Origin of the sequence: Exiguobacterium sp. s142 (assembly GCF_018618455.1) — a bacterium.
GTDB lineage: Bacteria > Bacillota > Bacilli > Exiguobacteriales > Exiguobacteriaceae > Exiguobacterium > Exiguobacterium aurantiacum_A.
Genome location: NZ_JACSMB010000018.1, coordinates 33,990 through 49,599, shown reverse-complemented (window position 1 = coordinate 49,599; position 15,610 = coordinate 33,990). Strand labels below are relative to the sequence as shown.

Genomic DNA, 15,610 nt, shown 5'->3' with positions numbered 1-15,610 from the left:
TGAATAGGTTCATTATAGCGATTCGTACGCACACGAAAAACCCCGAGTGAGGGACTTTTTCAAGTGTCCATCATTCGGGGTTCAGTTCAGTTCAGAAAGAAAGGGGTTGTCTCATCGCCAAAACGCGGTCGCTTCGACACCGGCATGGTCTGACACGATTGGTCCGTTGTCGCCGTCAAAGACGACGGCGTGACGCGAAACGTGGATCGGGGCGTTCGTCAACATCAAGTCGATGCGAAGCGCCTGCTTGTTCTCGTCCCAACCGGCGATTTTTCCTTGGACGGTCGCATCGCCTTCGCGCTCAGCCGCGAGAAAGAACAAGTCTTGAAGACCGTGGTCGATCAAATAGTCGTAGCCTTCACCGCGCAGAAACGCGTCGTTGTTGAAGTCGCCGAGCAGGAGAGCCCGGTCGTCATCTTCGACGCGGCGAAGCAGTTCATCGAGCTGGTGACGAGCCGGTTCGTCCGCATCATGCCACCAACCGAGATGGCACGAGTAGACGGCCGTCGGTTCGTCCGTGCCACTGACGACGGCTTTGACGATTTTTCGGGACTTGTAATCGCTCGGGTCGGTCGTTTGGGAGACAAAGAACGACTCGGTCGAGACGAACGGTGTCCGCGATAAGATCGCGACGCCTTCTTCGTAGATGTCATAGCCGTAATGGGCGAAATCCCATGTCATGTAATAGGCGACCCCTTGCTCACGGAGTTTTTCAACGAGGACGTGGGCAAAGTTGTTTTCACGGATGAGACCGTCAATCAGCGGCGCTTCTTTATGTTGGTTCACTTCTTGGAGTGCGATGATGTCATACTCCTCGCTCGCGATCCGTTCCACGATCGAGTCGATTTTCTCTTGTTGTCGATCTTCTAACCAGGCGTGACAGTTGAGTGTCAAAATATTCACAGTAGTCCTCCTTTAGAAAAAACAGGCCAACTCGCACGAGCTGGCCTGTTGATTATGCACCGATGACGTCTTGAATGTCAGACTTCAACACGTCGGCTTTCGGGCCGTAGATTGCTTGGACACCGCGGTCTTTCAAGATAAGACCCATGGCGCCGTTCTTTTTCCATTCGCGCTCTTCTGAGACGAGCGACATATCTTTCACTGTGACACGAAGACGTGTCATGCAGGCATCGACGTCCTCGATGTTATCTTCCCCACCGAGTAGAGCGATAATCCCCATGACCTGCTCGTTGCCGGTCACCGTCGATTGCTCTGTCGCTTCTTCCATATAGTTGCCGTTACGTCCAGGCGTCGGCAAGTTCATCTTCTTTATGAAGAAGTTGAACACCCCGAAGTTGATGAAGAAGAACGCAGCCGAGACGAGGAAGAAGTTGATCAAGTCTTGCAGGAGTCCGGCTTTGATGATCATCGGGATCCGCGTCAATAGCTCGATCGCACCGAACGCGTGGACACGAAGGTCGATAATGTCCGCCAAGGCGAAGGCGGCACCGGCCATGAGTGCATACATGACGTAAAGGACTGGAGCGACGAACATGAACATGAACTCGATCGGCTCAGTGACACCCGTCAAGAAGACGGCGAGACCGGCCGAGAGGAACATCGGCTTGTACTGGGCTTTCTTGTCTTCATCGACGTTACGGTACATCGCATAAGCGGCACCGATGAGTGCGGCGAACGACAAGATGACTTGACCGACTTTGAAACGGGCCGGTACGACGTCAGCGAGCAGCGTGTTATAAGCAGCCGTATCCCCAGCGGCGCGAAGGTTGACGAGGTCCGTCACCCAAGCTAACCAAAGTGGATCTTGACCGGCGACGACTGAACCAGCTGTCGCGCCCGTTAAAATCGTGTACGTGCCTCCGAGCTCCGTGTAGTTCATCGGGACGGTGAGCATGTGGTGAAGACCGAACGGTAACAACAGACGTTCGAGTGCACCGTAGATGAACGGCGCGAGGATCGGTGCCGTGTCACGTGACGTGGCAATCCATTGGCCGAAGCTGTTGAGTGCCCCTTGAATCGTTGGCCAGATGATCGACAGCGCGATCGCCGCGACGACCGAACCGAGGATGACGACGAACGGAACGAACCGTTTCCCGTTGAAGAACGACAAGGCGTTCGGCAATTTACTGAAATTGTAGAACCGGTTATAAAGAGCACCACCGAGGAAACCGGCGATGATCCCGACGAACACACCCATGTTCAGGGCAGGTGAACCGAGGACAGATGTGAAGTAGTCAGCGACGACGAGGTCGGCCCCAAAGAGGGATTGGACTGTCGCTTCCGGGTCTTGGAGCATGGCACCGTTGACGTTAAAGATGGCGCCTGTGACACGGTTGATCAAAATGAAGGCGATCAGTGCGGCGAACGCACCACCGGCCTTGTCTTTCGCCCACGAGCCACCGATGGCGACCGCGAACAAGATATGTAAGTTGACGATGATGCCCCAACCTAAGTCTTCGATGATGCGTGCCGTCGTGAGCAAGATGCTGACGTCTCCGGCTGACATGCCGATCAATTTACCGATCGAGATCATGAGTCCTGCTGCCGGCATAACGGCGATAACGACCATCAAGGCCTTACCGAGTTTTTGCCAAAAATCAAATGAGATGAGCTGTTTCATGCTATACGCTTCCTTCCTGTTAGGAACTTTTTCTCTGTTAAGAACGATTGCCAATGCAATCGCTTGCATTAATGATTGTAATCGATTGCATAAATTTGTGCAATCGGTTTCCTAAAATTCATAAATTTTCATGGAAGGATGAAAATACGCTGTTTTACGACGTCGCTTGTCAGTCGAAACGAATCCCGCTAAAATACTAGAGGTTGAAAGGGGCGAGAAGAATGGGATGGAGACAGACGACATCAGCATTGTCAAAAGAAGAGCAGGCCACGTTGCTTGAAGAGTTGTTACGAACGGGCGTGATGAAAGAAGAGGATCGGCTCTTGTTCTCGATGCTTATGCCAGACCGCGTCAAGCGGATGCAAGACGTATTGAACACGCGGACGAATCACATCACGGTATTGACCGAGGGCGTTGACGATCCGCACAATCAGTCGGCCGTATTGCGTTCGGCGGACGCGTTCGGTGTGCAGACGCTTCACGTCGTCGAAGGACGGGCCAAGTTCAAACCGAACTCGATTATCGCCAAGAGTGCCGATCGCTGGGTCGACGTCGTCGAACACGCTTCCATCGAAGAAGCGATCGATCAGTTGAAAGCGGACGGCTATCAAATACTCGCGACGGCGCTCAGCGAAGAGGCGATCCCGCTCGAAGACGTTGACGTGTCAAAACCGACCGTGCTCTTATTCGGGAACGAGCATCACGGTGTGTCGGAGCAGGCACTCGCGAAAGCGGACGGGAATTACGTCATCCCGATGCAAGGTTATGTCCAAAGTTTAAATATCTCGGTCGCTGCCGCCATCTCGCTTTATGACGTGACGACGCGGGCCCGTCATATCGTGACGGAAGGGTACGGACTATCGATCGAGGACAAACAACGTGTGTTCAAAAACTGGATGGTGCGGAGCCTCCCGAAACGTTCGCTCGGGGTGTACAAACAAAAAGGTTTGAACGCATTTGAGCGAGAAACAGGAAAATCCGAGTAGATGGCGAAATAAACAGGCGTACGAGTAACTTGTCCATATTTCGAAAGGGGATGGAAAGATGAGTACGACCAGTTCATTTATCGTGAAAGATGTGACGACGAACTTTAGCGAGTTTGAAGAGGAATTCTTCAACCTGTATCGCCATCTGTACGGCGACATCGACCAACTTCGTTTTAAAGAACGACTGTACCGCCATGCCAACCCGCTCGTGTTACTCGCATTTTCTGACGACCGGCCCGTCGGATTCAAGATCGGCTACGAGGCTGAGCCATATCGCTTCTATAGCTGGGCTGGCGGCGTGCATCCTGAGTTTCAAAAGTACGGGATCGGCCGCAAGTTGATGGATACGCAACTCGAATGGGTGAAAGCGCAAGGATTCCACTCGATTCGGACGAAAGCGCGCAACACGAACAAAGGTGTCATCATTTTGAACCTGCTCTGTGGCTACGACATCATGGGGGCGTACACGGAAGATGGCGCACCGCGCATCATGATGGAGAAACAATTGAACTGACAGTTGAGCCGTGGCGAGTGCCGCGGCTTTTTTTGTAGGCATGAAACCAAATGAAGCGGCGTCCGTATATAGGAAAAAAGGGGGAGACATTATGGTCAACACGTTCGCATTCGGGGAAGAAGTATACATCGATTCGACAGGGATGGGAGATTCGTTTTTTAGTGGGATGTTCAGTATTTTTCCGATTTTTATTATCGGCATTCTAACCGTGATTATAATCGCTATTATAAGCATGATTCGCCAAGTGACGAAGACGAAGGGTCTATTGAAAGATATGCAACGCTTCGCGACGGAGCTCGCCGACCATCCGGACGACGAGGCGGCGAACCGGCTCGCGGATTATTTGCGGGACGTGGCGTCGTTCCCGGTCGATCGGACATACATGGAGCCGTTCCGGGTGGCACTCGGCAGCTATCAGTTGGTTATGGAGTCGCCGCATGTGAACGATGGGACGAAGGAGCGGGTCGACCGCCAATATAAGCGGCTCGGTATTTTGGACGGCGAGAAGTTCGCCGATGAGCCGGCGCCGAGACGTCGTTCTGGTTCGCACCATCATGACCACCACAATCATCATAACGACCATCATCACATGTAAAACGCGCCGGGAAGGTCCCGGCGCGTTTTTAGCTTACATATATCGGCTCGCATCAAAATCGATTTCGGTCCGGTGATTGGCCGCATCGATAGCGCTTGAGATACGGTTGGCCCGTTTCTCGACGTCGAGCGCCTTCAGACGGTACAGTTCCGGATCATAAAGCGCGTGCTTGATGACAGAAGTGCCTTCACCGTGACCCGATTGAAATTCGCGTTTCGGACGTTCGGCCAAGTCTTGATACATCCGAGCCTGAGCTCGCAACTGAACGGCGAACTCGATCGCCTCGACGAGCGGGAGCGGTCCATCGTTCGTCTCGATGACGTTATGCAAGTGCGCTTCACAGACGAGGCGGTCGAGACGACGCATGTCGGTCCGAATCGATTGGAGCTCGACCTCGATATCCTCGAGCGAGCGGGATTGGATTGTCGGGAGCGGCTCATCCTTCTCGAGCTCGATGAACGCGACCCGTTCGACTTCTTGTAACAACTTATCAATCTGCTTCAAGAGCAGGTGTTTCAATTTGATGGCATCTGCCAGGTACATTGGGATTCCTCCTTCTGCTTTTTCTAACCGTACCACACTGTGATTCCTAAAAAAAGGAAGGCGTTACTTTTTCGAGGTGAGGCGATATGATGAAAGAAAGAGGGGAGGTCGACCGATGAACAAGTGGAAAACACAATGGGTCATTGCCGTCGTTTTGCTCGTATTCGGGACAGCGACGTTTCTCTATCAGTGGATCGACTTGCGACCGGGGGAGATCCGAGATTATATCGTTCAATTCGGTTGGCTCGCCCCGCTCATTTATATTTTATTGTTCACCGTTCGCCCGTTGATTTTATTTCCGACGTCCGTCTTGTCGGTTGCGGGCGGGTTGGCGTTCGGGACGCTGCCCGGTGTCGTCTATACGGTCATCGGCGCCACGCTCAGCGCACTCGTCGCTTATTATGTAGCGGTTCGCTTTGGAGACCGGTTTCTGCGCCATTTCGAATCGAGCGATTATGAGAAGATTCAGCACAAAATCGAAGAAGACGGATTCTTTTACGTCTTGATCTTACGATTGATCCCGCTCGTCAACTTTGATTTGGTCAGTTATGCCTCAGGTTTGGCGAAAGTGCGACTCCCGGCTTATGTCTTCGCGACCTCGGTCGGTATGATTCCGGGGGCGTTCGCTAATAATTTTCTCGGTAGTAGCCTCGCGAGCGGGGATATGAAGCTGGTCATCCTCGCGCTCGCTGTCTTTGTCGTGTTGACACTCGTCGCAACCGTGTTCCGCGAACCAATCAAGCAACAAATCAACCGTTACAAAAAGAAGTAGGCGCTCAATTGGATGAGCGCCTACTTTTTGCTTAACGGTTGTCGACCGTCTCAGGGTACAAGTCGTGATTGAACAGGCGATGTTCGGCCATTTTCTCATATTTCGTGCCCGGCTTGCCGTAGTTGTAGTACGGGTCGATCGAGATGCCGCCGCGGGGCGTGAACTTGCCCCACACTTCGAGGTAGCGCGGTTCCATCAGCTTGACGAGATCTTTCCCGATGACGTTGATGCAGTTTTCGTGGAAGTCGCCGTGGTTACGGAAGCTGAATAAATAAAGCTTGAGCGACTTCGACTCGACGAGTTTTTCGTCTGGGATGTACGAGATGTAGATCGTCGCAAAGTCCGGCTGATTCGTAATCGGACAGAGCGATGTGAATTCGGGTGCGTTGAACTTCACGAAATAATCGTTTTCCGGATGCCGGTTCGGGAACGCCTCGAGCACGTCCGGGGCGTATTCAAAAATGTATGGGACGCTCTTCTGGCCGAGGAGCGACAAGTCTTGTAAGTCTTCTGGTCTCATATTCATTCTCCTTAGACGCCACGTTCGTTGGCGTACAGTAATGTGTGTAGCTGCGGCAAGACACGGACGCTTTGCCATGACGGGTCACGCGCGACGTCTTCCCACAACTCTTTCAAACGTCTGAGCTGCGCGTCGGTGATGTCACCGTCCGCCCCGGGCTCAGGGTTGCCGGCCGACAAGTACATGACGTCCGGGGTGTAGCGGGTTTGGACGTCTTTCGCATAGGCGAGATCGACCTCATCGAACACGGCGATTTTGAACGTCGTCTGTTCGGGACGCAGCCGTTCGACGATGGCGTCAAGTTTTTCCCAATCGGTCGTCATGCCGGACGATGGTGGTTTCGGGCTGAGTGTCACGTCGTCGATGTCTTGGAGCCAGTCTTGATACCGGCTACCTTGTGTCTCGACGGCGAGCTTGACGCCGCGCGCCTTCAACTTTTCGACCAAATCTTTCATACCGGCGATGAGGAGCGGGTTGCCGCCTGAGATCGTGACGTAATCGTACATTCCGAGCTCGTCGAGACGCACGATGATGTCATCAGCCGTCAGCATGTCGGGTTTTTCCGAACCGTCCCAGGTGAAGGCGGAGTCGCACCATGAACAGCGATAATCGCAACCGGCGGTCCGGACGAACATCGTCTTCTGTCCGATGGCGCGGCCTTCACCTTGAAACGTCGGCCCGAACACTTCGAGGACAGGGATCTTCATCAGTCCACCAGCCATTCGCGCCGGAACTCGGCGTAGGACGTCGGTGTCTCATAAAGGCGGACGAATTCGACGCGGACGTCGCGCTCGTCAGGCAAGTGCTTAGCGAGCTGATCGAAAATCCAGTAGCACATGTTTTCTGCTGTCGTATTCATATATGGAAGGGACTCATTTAAATAGCGGTGGTCGAGATACGGTTCGAGCTCTTCTTTAAAGATGGCTTTCAAGTCACCGAAGTCGAGCGTCATCCCACGATTGTCGAGAAAACCGCTGATCCCCATTTGAAGTTTGTACGTATGTCCGTGGAGCGCTCGGCACTTCCCATCGTAATCAAACAAGTGATGGGCCGCATCGAACGTCACTTCTTTGACGATTTGGACGCGGTGCGGGCAGTAGATGAGCGAGCCGTCTTGTTTAGCCTCGACGCTCGTCGGGGCGAGGAATGGGGCGTGTTTCATACGCGTACCTCCTCGTATGCAGCGAGCCCGTTTTGACGGAGCACACACGCCGGACATTCGCCACAGCCTGAACCGAGCACACCGTTATAGCAGGTGAGGGTCCGCTCTTTGATGAAATCGAACGCTCCGAGCCGGTCCGCGAGTTCCCACGTCTGCTTTTTATCGAGCCACATGAGCGGCGTATCGATGACGAACGGGTAGTCCATCGCTAAGTTGAGCGTCACGTTCAATGATTTGACGAATTGGTCGCGACAGTCCGGGTAGCCCGAGAAGTCGGTCTCACAGACACCGGTGATGATGTGATGCATACCGAGTTGTTTGGCCATGACGGCCGCAAAGGATAAGAATAAATGGTTGCGTCCATCGACGAACGTATTTGGGACGTCCGCATTATCGATGTCGAGATCATGTCTCGTCAACGCGTTTGAGGTGAGTTGTCCGAGTAAGGACAAATCGAGGATGTGGTGCGGGACATCGAGTTCGGCCGCGATTTCTTTCGCGACCTCGATTTCCGCATCATGGCGCTGCCCGTAGGCGAACGTCACGGCTTCCACATGAGAGAATTGTTGTTTTGCCCAAAACAGGCAAGTGGTTGAATCTTGACCGCCACTGAAGACGACCAATGCTTTTTCGTGTTGCAACGTGCACACTTCCTTTTTCGCTAGTTTTGATGTCGGAGGAGGTTACGAACTCCGGAGGTCACCCTCGAGCGTTTACTTTACCATAAAAAGACGTTTGACAGGGAAAAGAGAAGTAGGTATAGTAAAGAACATCACTGACACACTTTCATGCATAAAAGCGTTTAAGCGGTTAGGTAGAAAATAATGGAACTGAAAGGAGGGGACGTCGATGCAGATGAAAGGGAAAGAGGCTGTATTCGTCGTGCTGATGAGCGGGATTTCCTTGCTCGCACTGATGTTTTTGGCCAAAGCGACGCCACATATGGCGATCTTTGGCACAATGGTACTAATAGGGGGATACGCGTATTATCGCACGCGCGACTTTAAACGTATCGAGACCGCGATGATCAACGGGATTCGTGAAGCGATTATGCCGATCATGATTTTATTGTTGATCGGGATGCTGATCGGAGTATGGCAAATGTCCGGTACGGTGGCGACGATCCTCTCCATCGGTTTAAATACAATCTCAGCCCAGTGGTTCTTACCGAGCGTGTTGCTCATCACGATGATCGTGTCATCGTTCACAGGGAGTGCCTTCACGACGGTCGGTACCGTCGGGGTCGCCTTGTTCGGGATCGGGATGGCACTCGGGATTTCCCCGGCGCTCGCCGCCGGAGCCATCGTGTCAGGTGCGCTCTTCGGTGATAAGATGAGCCCGCTGTCGGATACGACGAATTTTGCGCCAGCTGTGGCCGGTGTCAAACTGTTCGACCATATCCGCTTCATGATGGGGACGACCGTTCCCGCGATTGTAATCACACTCATCTTATTCACAGTTCTCGGACGGAGCGGTCAAGCGGCCGACACGACGCAAATCGCGGAAGCACAGACAGCACTCGCCGGACGGTTCAACTTGTCATGGTTGACACTGCTCGCACCGGTCCTCGTCGCCGTGCTCGCCTTCCGTCGGATGCCGGTATTGCCGACGATGCTCGTCGGGATGTTTGCCGGTGTGTTGACGGCCGGGTTCGTCCAAGGTAATTGGAACGTCTCGAACTGGTTCGGTGTCATGCAGGCCGGATTCAAGTCGGGCGTCGAGAACGAGACGATCGCGGCCGTGCTCGACCGCGGTGGCCTCGAATCGATGCTTTGGTCGGTCAGCCTCGTGTTGATTGCCCTCGCTTTCGGTGGACTGCTCCGTGAGCTGGGCGTGTTCCAAGCCATCGTCGATGCGTTACTAGAGCGTCTGAAGTCACCAGGTAGCTCGGTGCTGTCGGTCGTGCTCAGCTCGATCGGCGTCAACTTGCTCGCCGGCGAGCAGTACTTGTCGATCTTGCTCCCGGGACAAGCGTTCAAACAAGGGTTTATCGACCGCGGCATCGACCCGCGTTACTTGTCGCGTGCGCTTGAAGACGGCGGGACGGTCATCAACCCGCTCATTCCTTGGGGAGTGTCCGGTGCCTTCTTCGCCGCCACACTCGGCGTGCCGGTACTCGAATACGCACCGTTCGCGTTCTTCCTTTGGCTCAGCCCGATCTTCTCAATCGTGCTCGGTTACGTGAAGTTGGGGAAGCAGCGTGATGCGATCAAGCTCGCATCGTAATGAAAGTGATGTCCTGAACGCGTTCAGGGCATCTTTTTTGTGTCGCCAAGCCTCGTTTGAGAAAATAAGGACGAGGAGGGATGACGATGAAACGGCTCGACCCATCATTTTATGAACAACCGACGCTCGAACTGGCCCGGTCGTTGCTCGGACACTATCTCGTCCATGATCATCTCGACGGACAGATCATTGGCAAGATTGTCGAGACGGAGGCGTATCTCGGGGCGGTCGATCAGGCAGCCCACAGTTTTGGCGGCAGACGGACGAATCGGACCGAGATCATGTTCGGGCAGTCTGGACATGTGTACACGTATCAAATGCACACGCATACGCTCTTGAACGTCGTCAGCGGTCCGATCGGATCACCGGAAGCCGTGTTGATCCGGGCGGTCGAACCCGTCGCCGGGCAGGAGTTGATTGAAATCAATCGTCCTGGCATCAAACGGTTCGACCGGACGAACGGACCCGGTAAACTGACGAAGGCGCTCGGGATTACGATGGACTTATACGGACACTCGCTCCAACATGAACCGCTCTATATTGTCGAAGGGGACGGTGTGAACGAGATTGAGGCCGGCCCGCGCATCGGTATCCCGAACAGTGGTGAGGCGCGTGACTATGCGTACCGCTTCTTCGAGCGGGACAATCCGTACGTCTCGAAATTCCGCTGAATGTTTAATGGCCCGTGACGGGTGGAACAGTCCTTATGTGCGTAAAACAAAAATTAGGGAGTGTTTCCGATATGGCAAAAGTAGCAACGCTAATCACGGATATGTTTGAAGACGTAGAGTTCACAGGTCCACGCGACGCATTGGTGGAAGCGGGGCACGAAGTTGTCACGATCGAAAAGGCAGCCGGTAACACCGTCGAAGGCAAACAAGGCGAGGCGAAAGTCACGATCGACAAAGCGATCGACGATGTGTCACCAGAAGACTTTGACGCTCTGCTCTTACCAGGCGGATTCTCACCTGACTTGTTGCGCGAAGACGAACGTTTCGTCCAGTTCGCGAAAGCGTTCATGGATGCGAAGAAGCCAGTATTCGCCATCTGTCACGGGCCGCAACTGTTGATCACGGCGAAGACGCTCGAAGGCCGCGACGCGACCGGCTATAAGTCGATCAAAGTCGACATGGAGTATGCCGGTGCGAAGTATGCCGACAAAGAAGTCGTCGTCTGCCAAGATCAGCTCGTCACGAGCCGTCAACCGGACGACATTCCGGCGTTTAACCGTGAGATGCTCAACCTATTAAAATAATCTATCGGCCACGGACATGTTCCGTGGCTTTTTTATGTACATGAGGGGAAAGGGGGCATTTCATTGCGTCCTCTTTTTTACGTCTCAAGACCGAGAGAGAACGTCGTCCCGTCCGTGTATGATAAAAAGCAATACTGGAGTAGGGGACAATGCAATGGAATGGTATGAATTATTCATCGGTTTTTTATTAGGCGTCGTCGAAGGATTGACGGAGTTCGCGCCTGTCTCTTCGACCGGACACATGATCTTGGTCGATGATATTTGGCTCAACTCGAGTCGTTTTCTAGGTCAAGAAGTAGCCAACACGTTCAAGATCGTGATTCAGCTCGGTTCGATCTTAGCGGTCATCGTCGTTTTCAGGAGTCGGTTCAAAGCGTTATTGAATCCGAAGGAATTGCTCGCGATTCGACACGAAGGGCCGACGAAAAAGTTGAACCTGCTACATATCTTTATCGGTCTGCTCCCGGCGGCCGTGCTCGGACTCATGTTTGAGGACTACATCGACACGCATCTGTTTTCGATTAAGACGGTATTGATCGGACTCGTCATCGGTGCGTTCTTCATGATTGCCGCCGACTTGTCCGGCGTGAAACGACAGACGACCGCGACACTCGACGACATCACATACAAACAAGCGCTTGGAGTCGGCTTGATTCAATGTTTCTCGCTTTGGCCAGGCTTTTCACGTTCGGGCTCGACCATTTCGGGCGGAGTGTTGCTCGGGATGAGTCACCGGGCTGCGGCCGACTTCACGTTCATCATGGCCGTCCCGATCATGTTCGGGGCGAGCGCGCTCTCGCTTTACAGCAAGTGGAGCTATTTCACGGTCGACACGCTGCCTGTTTTCCTGATCGGTTTCGTCAGCGCGTTCTTGTTCGCGTTGCTGTCGATCAAATTCTTTTTGAAGTTGATCAACAAAGTGAAACTGACGCCGTTCGCGATTTACCGGCTCGTCTTAGCGGCCGTTATCTACGTTTTGTACTTTTAATAAAAAAACGCGTGTTCGCACACGCGTTATTGAAACTTATTACTCATTCAGTTCGTAAAACCAAGTAGAGGTGAGAACATGGGACATATCGTCGTCGTGCTAGGAACGTTGATCGGGTTAGGGACTGTAGGTTTGTTGCTGTATATGACGCGTTACGCGTTTGAATCATGAGAACGGATAATGATAGAAGCGCTCACGTTGGAGTAACTCCATGACGTGGGCGTTTTCTGCGTTGTCGATTGTACGGAGCAACCCTTCCGTCTGTGAACGGTGGGCGAGCAACGCCTCACGTTTGGCGGCACTCTCCTGACCGACTTCGATGAGGACGTGAGGTTTGCCGAGCTCATCTTCCGTCCGGTGATCGAAAGCGACACCTAAAAATTCGGGACGCTTCGCTTCGTCCATCTCTTGGAGCGCCCGGACGACCGCTCGTGCTGTCGCCTCATGGTCGGGATGGACGGCATAGCCTGGATAAAATGAGATGACGCGGGTCGGTTTCACTTCGGCGATCAACTTGCTGAAGCGATTCGTCAGTTCGGTCTCGTCTTCGAATTCGACGGTCTTGTCGCGCAGTCCCCACATCCGGAGGTCGTCGATGCCCATGACGGCACAGGCGTCCTCGAGCTCGCGTTTACGGATTCTTGGCAGTTCTTCACGCGTCGTGAAGATTGGCGAGCCCATATTACGGCCCATCTCACCAAGTGTCAGACAGACGTATGTGACGGGGAAGCCGTTCTTCTGATGTTGAATGATCGTTCCGGCCGAGCTGAACGCCTCATCGTCCGGGTGTGGGAAAATAACAAGTAACGGTCCGTTCATTGGCTGTCCACCTCCGATGCTCCTTGCGGGAGCGGTTTGACGTCTAGATGCAGCGCGCAGGCGAGGCGTCCGAGACGGTCGTGCCCGGCGAGCAGCAACTGTTCACCGTGTTGTTCAAAGTCGGTCAATCCTTCGACGTAGAGCCAGCCGTGATCGAGCTTTAGTCCGACTCGATACGGTCCGTCTCCTTTGATTTGACCGATACTGTACTCGATCACGACGTTACGGATAAACATCCCGGCGTTATGGAAATCCGGGTCGTTATGTGTGGCGTAAGCGCCGTTCGTCGTCTCGACGTGAGCGTATAAAGGCGTCGACACGTGTGCGTTTAAATACGTTTGAATCGTTTCAGGTTGAATCGGTTTCACGCTAGTCTCCTCCAATGGCAATAATGACCCAGGACGTTCGCCCCGGGCCACCTTGTTTATGATTGTGTTGCTAGTTTTTGACGATAACCGGTATGGTTCGTCGGCCCAACGTATTGGTTGAGGCGGAACGAGTGACGGACCGCTTCTGTAATGAACTCTTTCCCGATGCGAATCGACTCGTCGACGGAATGTCCATTCGCGAGTGATGCGGCGATGGCTGAAGAGAATGTGCAACCGCCACCGTGCGTGAAAGCAGGTTCGATCTTTTCACTTTCGAGCAGACGGTACTCGTTACCGTCATAGAGGACGTCAAACGCCGTGTCGAACCCAAGTTTTCCACCGACTTTAACGATGACGATTTCAGCACCGAGCTCATGGATCAAGCGTGCGGCTTCTTTGATTTCTTCCATCGTCGACGGTGTCTTGTCGAGGCCAGCGAGCATACGCGCTTCGAACAAGTTCGGCGTGATGATTTTGGCGACAGGGACGAGGTGCTTACGCATCGCGACGGCGACGTCCGGGTTGAGGATCTCGTCGGCTCCCTTACAAGCCATGACCGGGTCGACGACTGCGTTTTGAATGCCGTACTCTTTAATTTTACGAGCCGCGAGCTCGATGATTTCTGGAGTCGGGAGCATCCCTGTCTTGACGGCATCGACGCCGATTCCGGCGAGGACGGTGTCAATCTGCTTCTCGATCAACGTCGTATCAATCGGGAAGACTTCATGGTGCCAAGCGTTATGCGGGTTTTGGGCTACGATGACCGTGAGTGCGGTCATGCCATACACACCGAGCTCTTCCATCGTCTTCAAGTCAGCTTGAATGCCTGCACCGCCACTCGTATCTGAACCAGCGATCGTTAATGCTTTTTTCATCGTCATAGTCGTTCAATCCCCTTTGTCTGTTTGGATAGTTTCACTATAACGACTTTTAGGCGTTACGACAAATCCCATGACCGCCAAAGGTTGAATCGAAGTTTTGAAAAAGATGGCAGGATTTCAATCATATTTGGGGAATAGTAATGAATAGGGTGTAGACCACTTTTAATTTGCTAGGAGGAAAACCGCATGTTAGTGCATAGCTTATGCATTCCAAAAAAAGACGTCGTCACAATCAGTGAAAAGGCGACGTTACGTGAAGCGCTCGATACGCTTGAAAAGACAGGATACCGCTGTGTCCCTGTCCTCGATGAGACGGGAATATTTTTCCGCGGTAACATTTATAAGATGCATATTTACCGTCACGGAATGAGTGGCGCGAGCCTTGACGACAACGTCATGGAATTGATTAAAAATACGCAGAAATACGTCCACGAGTCGGACGGATTCTTCAAAGTCTTCTTCTCGATCAAAGAGTTACCGTATATCGCGGTCCTAAAAGACGAGAGCAATGAATTTTACGGCATTTTGCCACACGGGAAGATGCTCGGCATGCTCGAAGAGGCGTGGAGCCGTGACACAGGCAGCTACGTCGTCACGATCGCACTTAGCGAGCAGGTAGGTGCGCTCGAGAAAATCACGAAAGTCGTCAGCAAATACTCGTCTATCGCGAGTTTGATGACGCTCGACGCGAAGAGTAAAGTCCTTCGCCGTGTTTTGATCACGTTGCCGCCTGACTGTGATGAGCCGAAGAAAGACAAGATCGTCGCCAAACTCGAACAAAAAGGGTTCCGCGTCGTCGAAGTCGAAAACTTGAACAACTGACGAAAGACCTTCCTCGCTTGAGGAAGGTCTTTGTCATGTCAGTCGCTTTTCCATGCGGATATCAGGCCAAAATTGTTCGTTCCAGTACGTGAACGCATCGATGCGCGCAATTTCTTCATAGCCGAGCTTCTTATAGAGATGGTGTGCCGCCTCGTTGAACCCGAACACGCCGAGCTCGATGCGCGGCGTGCCTTGGTGACGAAGCCGTTCCTCCAAAAGTCGGAGTGCCTCGCTGCCCGCACCCTTGCCGCGACCCGCCGCTTCCCCGATAACGAGTCCGAGCCAGGCACTCCCTGGTTCTTGAACGTATAGATGGTTTGCGTCATACATCACGTTCACCTCGCCGACGAGCCTGTCGTCAGCGTAAATGAGAAAGATATCGTGTGTCTGAAGTCGATCCGTCAAGTCGGCGACGGTCATCTGTTGCTCGGCCGCGAGTTCTTCTTCCGAGCGAGCAGGGCGGATCAAATGAACGATTTCGGGATCGTTGTTCCACCGGTTGAACGTCTGGACGATGTCGTCTGACGCTTCGAGCAGCGGAACGAGTGTGATGTTCATCGAACGATCTCTCCTTT

The 15,610-nt window shown here is 53.2% G+C and carries 20 protein-coding genes; 9 read left to right on the top strand and 11 right to left on the bottom strand.

Annotation, left to right across the window (positions count from 1 at the left end; translation table 11 throughout):
• Positions 1-111 precede the first annotated feature (111 nt).
• Both KNP77_RS13500 and KNP77_RS13495 read right to left on the bottom strand, forming a co-directional pair.
• Entirely contained in the window at positions 112-903 is a 792-nt protein-coding gene (locus KNP77_RS13500) for an endonuclease/exonuclease/phosphatase family protein (RefSeq protein WP_214891249.1), read from the bottom strand.
• A gap of 52 nt (positions 904-955) precedes the next feature.
• Entirely contained in the window at positions 956-2,584 is a 1,629-nt protein-coding gene (locus KNP77_RS13495; protein WP_070328330.1) for a PTS transporter subunit IIBC, read from the bottom strand.
• A gap of 221 nt (positions 2,585-2,805) precedes the next feature.
• On the opposite strand from KNP77_RS13495, the gene KNP77_RS13490 reads away from it, so the two are divergent.
• From KNP77_RS13490 to KNP77_RS13480, 3 genes are all read left to right on the top strand, one after another.
• Complete coding sequence (locus KNP77_RS13490; RefSeq protein WP_070328329.1) at positions 2,806-3,570, top strand: TrmH family RNA methyltransferase; 765 nt, start codon at positions 2,806-2,808, stop codon at positions 3,568-3,570.
• Between the two features lie 58 nt (positions 3,571-3,628).
• Positions 3,629-4,084: a GNAT family N-acetyltransferase gene (locus tag KNP77_RS13485; RefSeq protein ID WP_236633530.1), complete on the top strand. Its 456-nt coding sequence runs from the start codon at positions 3,629-3,631 to the stop codon at positions 4,082-4,084.
• A 91-nt stretch (positions 4,085-4,175) separates the two neighbouring features.
• The gene (locus KNP77_RS13480) at positions 4,176-4,679 is read left to right on the top strand and encodes a hypothetical protein (RefSeq protein WP_214891248.1); all 504 of its coding nucleotides are present in this window, start codon (positions 4,176-4,178) and stop codon (positions 4,677-4,679) included.
• 33 nt (positions 4,680-4,712) lie between these two features.
• Here KNP77_RS13480 and KNP77_RS13475 read toward each other — a convergent pair whose 3' ends face one another.
• Positions 4,713-5,222 (bottom strand): hypothetical protein, encoded by a 510-nt coding sequence (locus KNP77_RS13475; RefSeq protein ID WP_070328327.1) that lies wholly within the window; start codon positions 5,220-5,222, stop codon positions 4,713-4,715.
• 115 nt (positions 5,223-5,337) lie between these two features.
• Between KNP77_RS13475 and KNP77_RS13470 the strand changes: the two genes are divergently transcribed.
• Positions 5,338-5,994, top strand: a complete 657-nt coding sequence (locus tag KNP77_RS13470) for a TVP38/TMEM64 family protein (RefSeq protein WP_131465962.1) — start codon at positions 5,338-5,340, stop codon at positions 5,992-5,994.
• Positions 5,995-6,025: 31 nt separating this feature from the next.
• Here KNP77_RS13470 and queF read toward each other — a convergent pair whose 3' ends face one another.
• The 4 genes from queF to queC are packed head-to-tail and all read right to left on the bottom strand — an operon-like array spanning position 6,026 to position 8,317.
• A complete protein-coding gene (gene queF / locus KNP77_RS13465; protein WP_029333812.1) occupies positions 6,026-6,514 on the bottom strand; it encodes a preQ(1) synthase in 489 nt (162 codons plus the stop codon).
• A gap of 11 nt (positions 6,515-6,525) precedes the next feature.
• The gene (queE, locus tag KNP77_RS13460) at positions 6,526-7,236 is read right to left on the bottom strand and encodes a 7-carboxy-7-deazaguanine synthase QueE (RefSeq protein ID WP_251139088.1); all 711 of its coding nucleotides are present in this window, start codon (positions 7,234-7,236) and stop codon (positions 6,526-6,528) included.
• Positions 7,221-7,676: a 6-carboxytetrahydropterin synthase QueD gene (gene queD / locus KNP77_RS13455; protein ID WP_016509716.1), complete on the bottom strand. Its 456-nt coding sequence runs from the start codon at positions 7,674-7,676 to the stop codon at positions 7,221-7,223. Before queD ends, queE begins: the two co-directional genes overlap by 16 nt.
• Entirely contained in the window at positions 7,673-8,317 is a 645-nt protein-coding gene (gene queC, locus KNP77_RS13450; protein ID WP_035386372.1) for a 7-cyano-7-deazaguanine synthase QueC, read from the bottom strand. The genes queD and queC overlap by 4 nt, the downstream gene beginning before the upstream one ends.
• Before the next feature lie 208 nt (positions 8,318-8,525).
• Here queC and nhaC point away from each other — a divergent pair, with 208 nt between their 5' ends.
• The 4 genes from nhaC (at position 8,526) to KNP77_RS13430 (ending at position 12,145) form a co-directional block, all read left to right on the top strand.
• Positions 8,526-9,902 (top strand): Na+/H+ antiporter NhaC, encoded by a 1,377-nt coding sequence (nhaC, locus tag KNP77_RS13445; RefSeq protein ID WP_070328323.1) that lies wholly within the window; start codon positions 8,526-8,528, stop codon positions 9,900-9,902.
• A gap of 80 nt (positions 9,903-9,982) precedes the next feature.
• Positions 9,983-10,573 (top strand): DNA-3-methyladenine glycosylase, encoded by a 591-nt coding sequence (locus tag KNP77_RS13440; RefSeq protein WP_131444129.1) that lies wholly within the window; start codon positions 9,983-9,985, stop codon positions 10,571-10,573.
• Between the two features lie 71 nt (positions 10,574-10,644).
• Positions 10,645-11,157 carry a type 1 glutamine amidotransferase domain-containing protein gene (locus KNP77_RS13435; RefSeq protein ID WP_070328321.1) on the top strand — a complete coding sequence of 171 codons (513 nt, stop codon included), beginning with the start codon at positions 10,645-10,647 and terminating at the stop codon, positions 11,155-11,157.
• A 154-nt stretch (positions 11,158-11,311) separates the two neighbouring features.
• On the top strand, positions 11,312-12,145 hold the full coding sequence (locus KNP77_RS13430) for an undecaprenyl-diphosphate phosphatase (protein WP_214891247.1): 834 nt from the start codon (positions 11,312-11,314) through the stop codon (positions 12,143-12,145).
• A gap of 165 nt (positions 12,146-12,310) precedes the next feature.
• On the opposite strand, the gene bshB2 is transcribed toward KNP77_RS13430, so the two are convergent.
• From bshB2 to pdxK, 3 genes are read right to left on the bottom strand one after another with little or no spacing between them, the layout of a single operon-like run.
• Positions 12,311-12,964 carry a bacillithiol biosynthesis deacetylase BshB2 gene (gene bshB2, locus KNP77_RS13425; protein ID WP_214891246.1) on the bottom strand — a complete coding sequence of 218 codons (654 nt, stop codon included), beginning with the start codon at positions 12,962-12,964 and terminating at the stop codon, positions 12,311-12,313.
• Positions 12,961-13,332, bottom strand: a complete 372-nt coding sequence (locus tag KNP77_RS13420) for a YojF family protein (protein ID WP_016509734.1) — start codon at positions 13,330-13,332, stop codon at positions 12,961-12,963. Before KNP77_RS13420 ends, bshB2 begins: the two co-directional genes overlap by 4 nt.
• A 56-nt stretch (positions 13,333-13,388) precedes the next feature.
• Positions 13,389-14,213 carry a pyridoxine/pyridoxal/pyridoxamine kinase gene (gene pdxK, locus KNP77_RS13415; RefSeq protein ID WP_070328319.1) on the bottom strand — a complete coding sequence of 275 codons (825 nt, stop codon included), beginning with the start codon at positions 14,211-14,213 and terminating at the stop codon, positions 13,389-13,391.
• Between the two features lie 186 nt (positions 14,214-14,399).
• Between pdxK and cbpA the strand changes: the two genes are divergently transcribed.
• A complete protein-coding gene (gene cbpA / locus KNP77_RS13410; protein WP_070328318.1) occupies positions 14,400-15,035 on the top strand; it encodes a cyclic di-AMP binding protein CbpA in 636 nt (211 codons plus the stop codon).
• Between the two features lie 33 nt (positions 15,036-15,068).
• Here cbpA and KNP77_RS13405 read toward each other — a convergent pair whose 3' ends face one another.
• Positions 15,069-15,593 carry a GNAT family N-acetyltransferase gene (locus KNP77_RS13405; protein ID WP_070328317.1) on the bottom strand — a complete coding sequence of 175 codons (525 nt, stop codon included), beginning with the start codon at positions 15,591-15,593 and terminating at the stop codon, positions 15,069-15,071.
• Positions 15,594-15,610 lie beyond the last annotated feature (17 nt).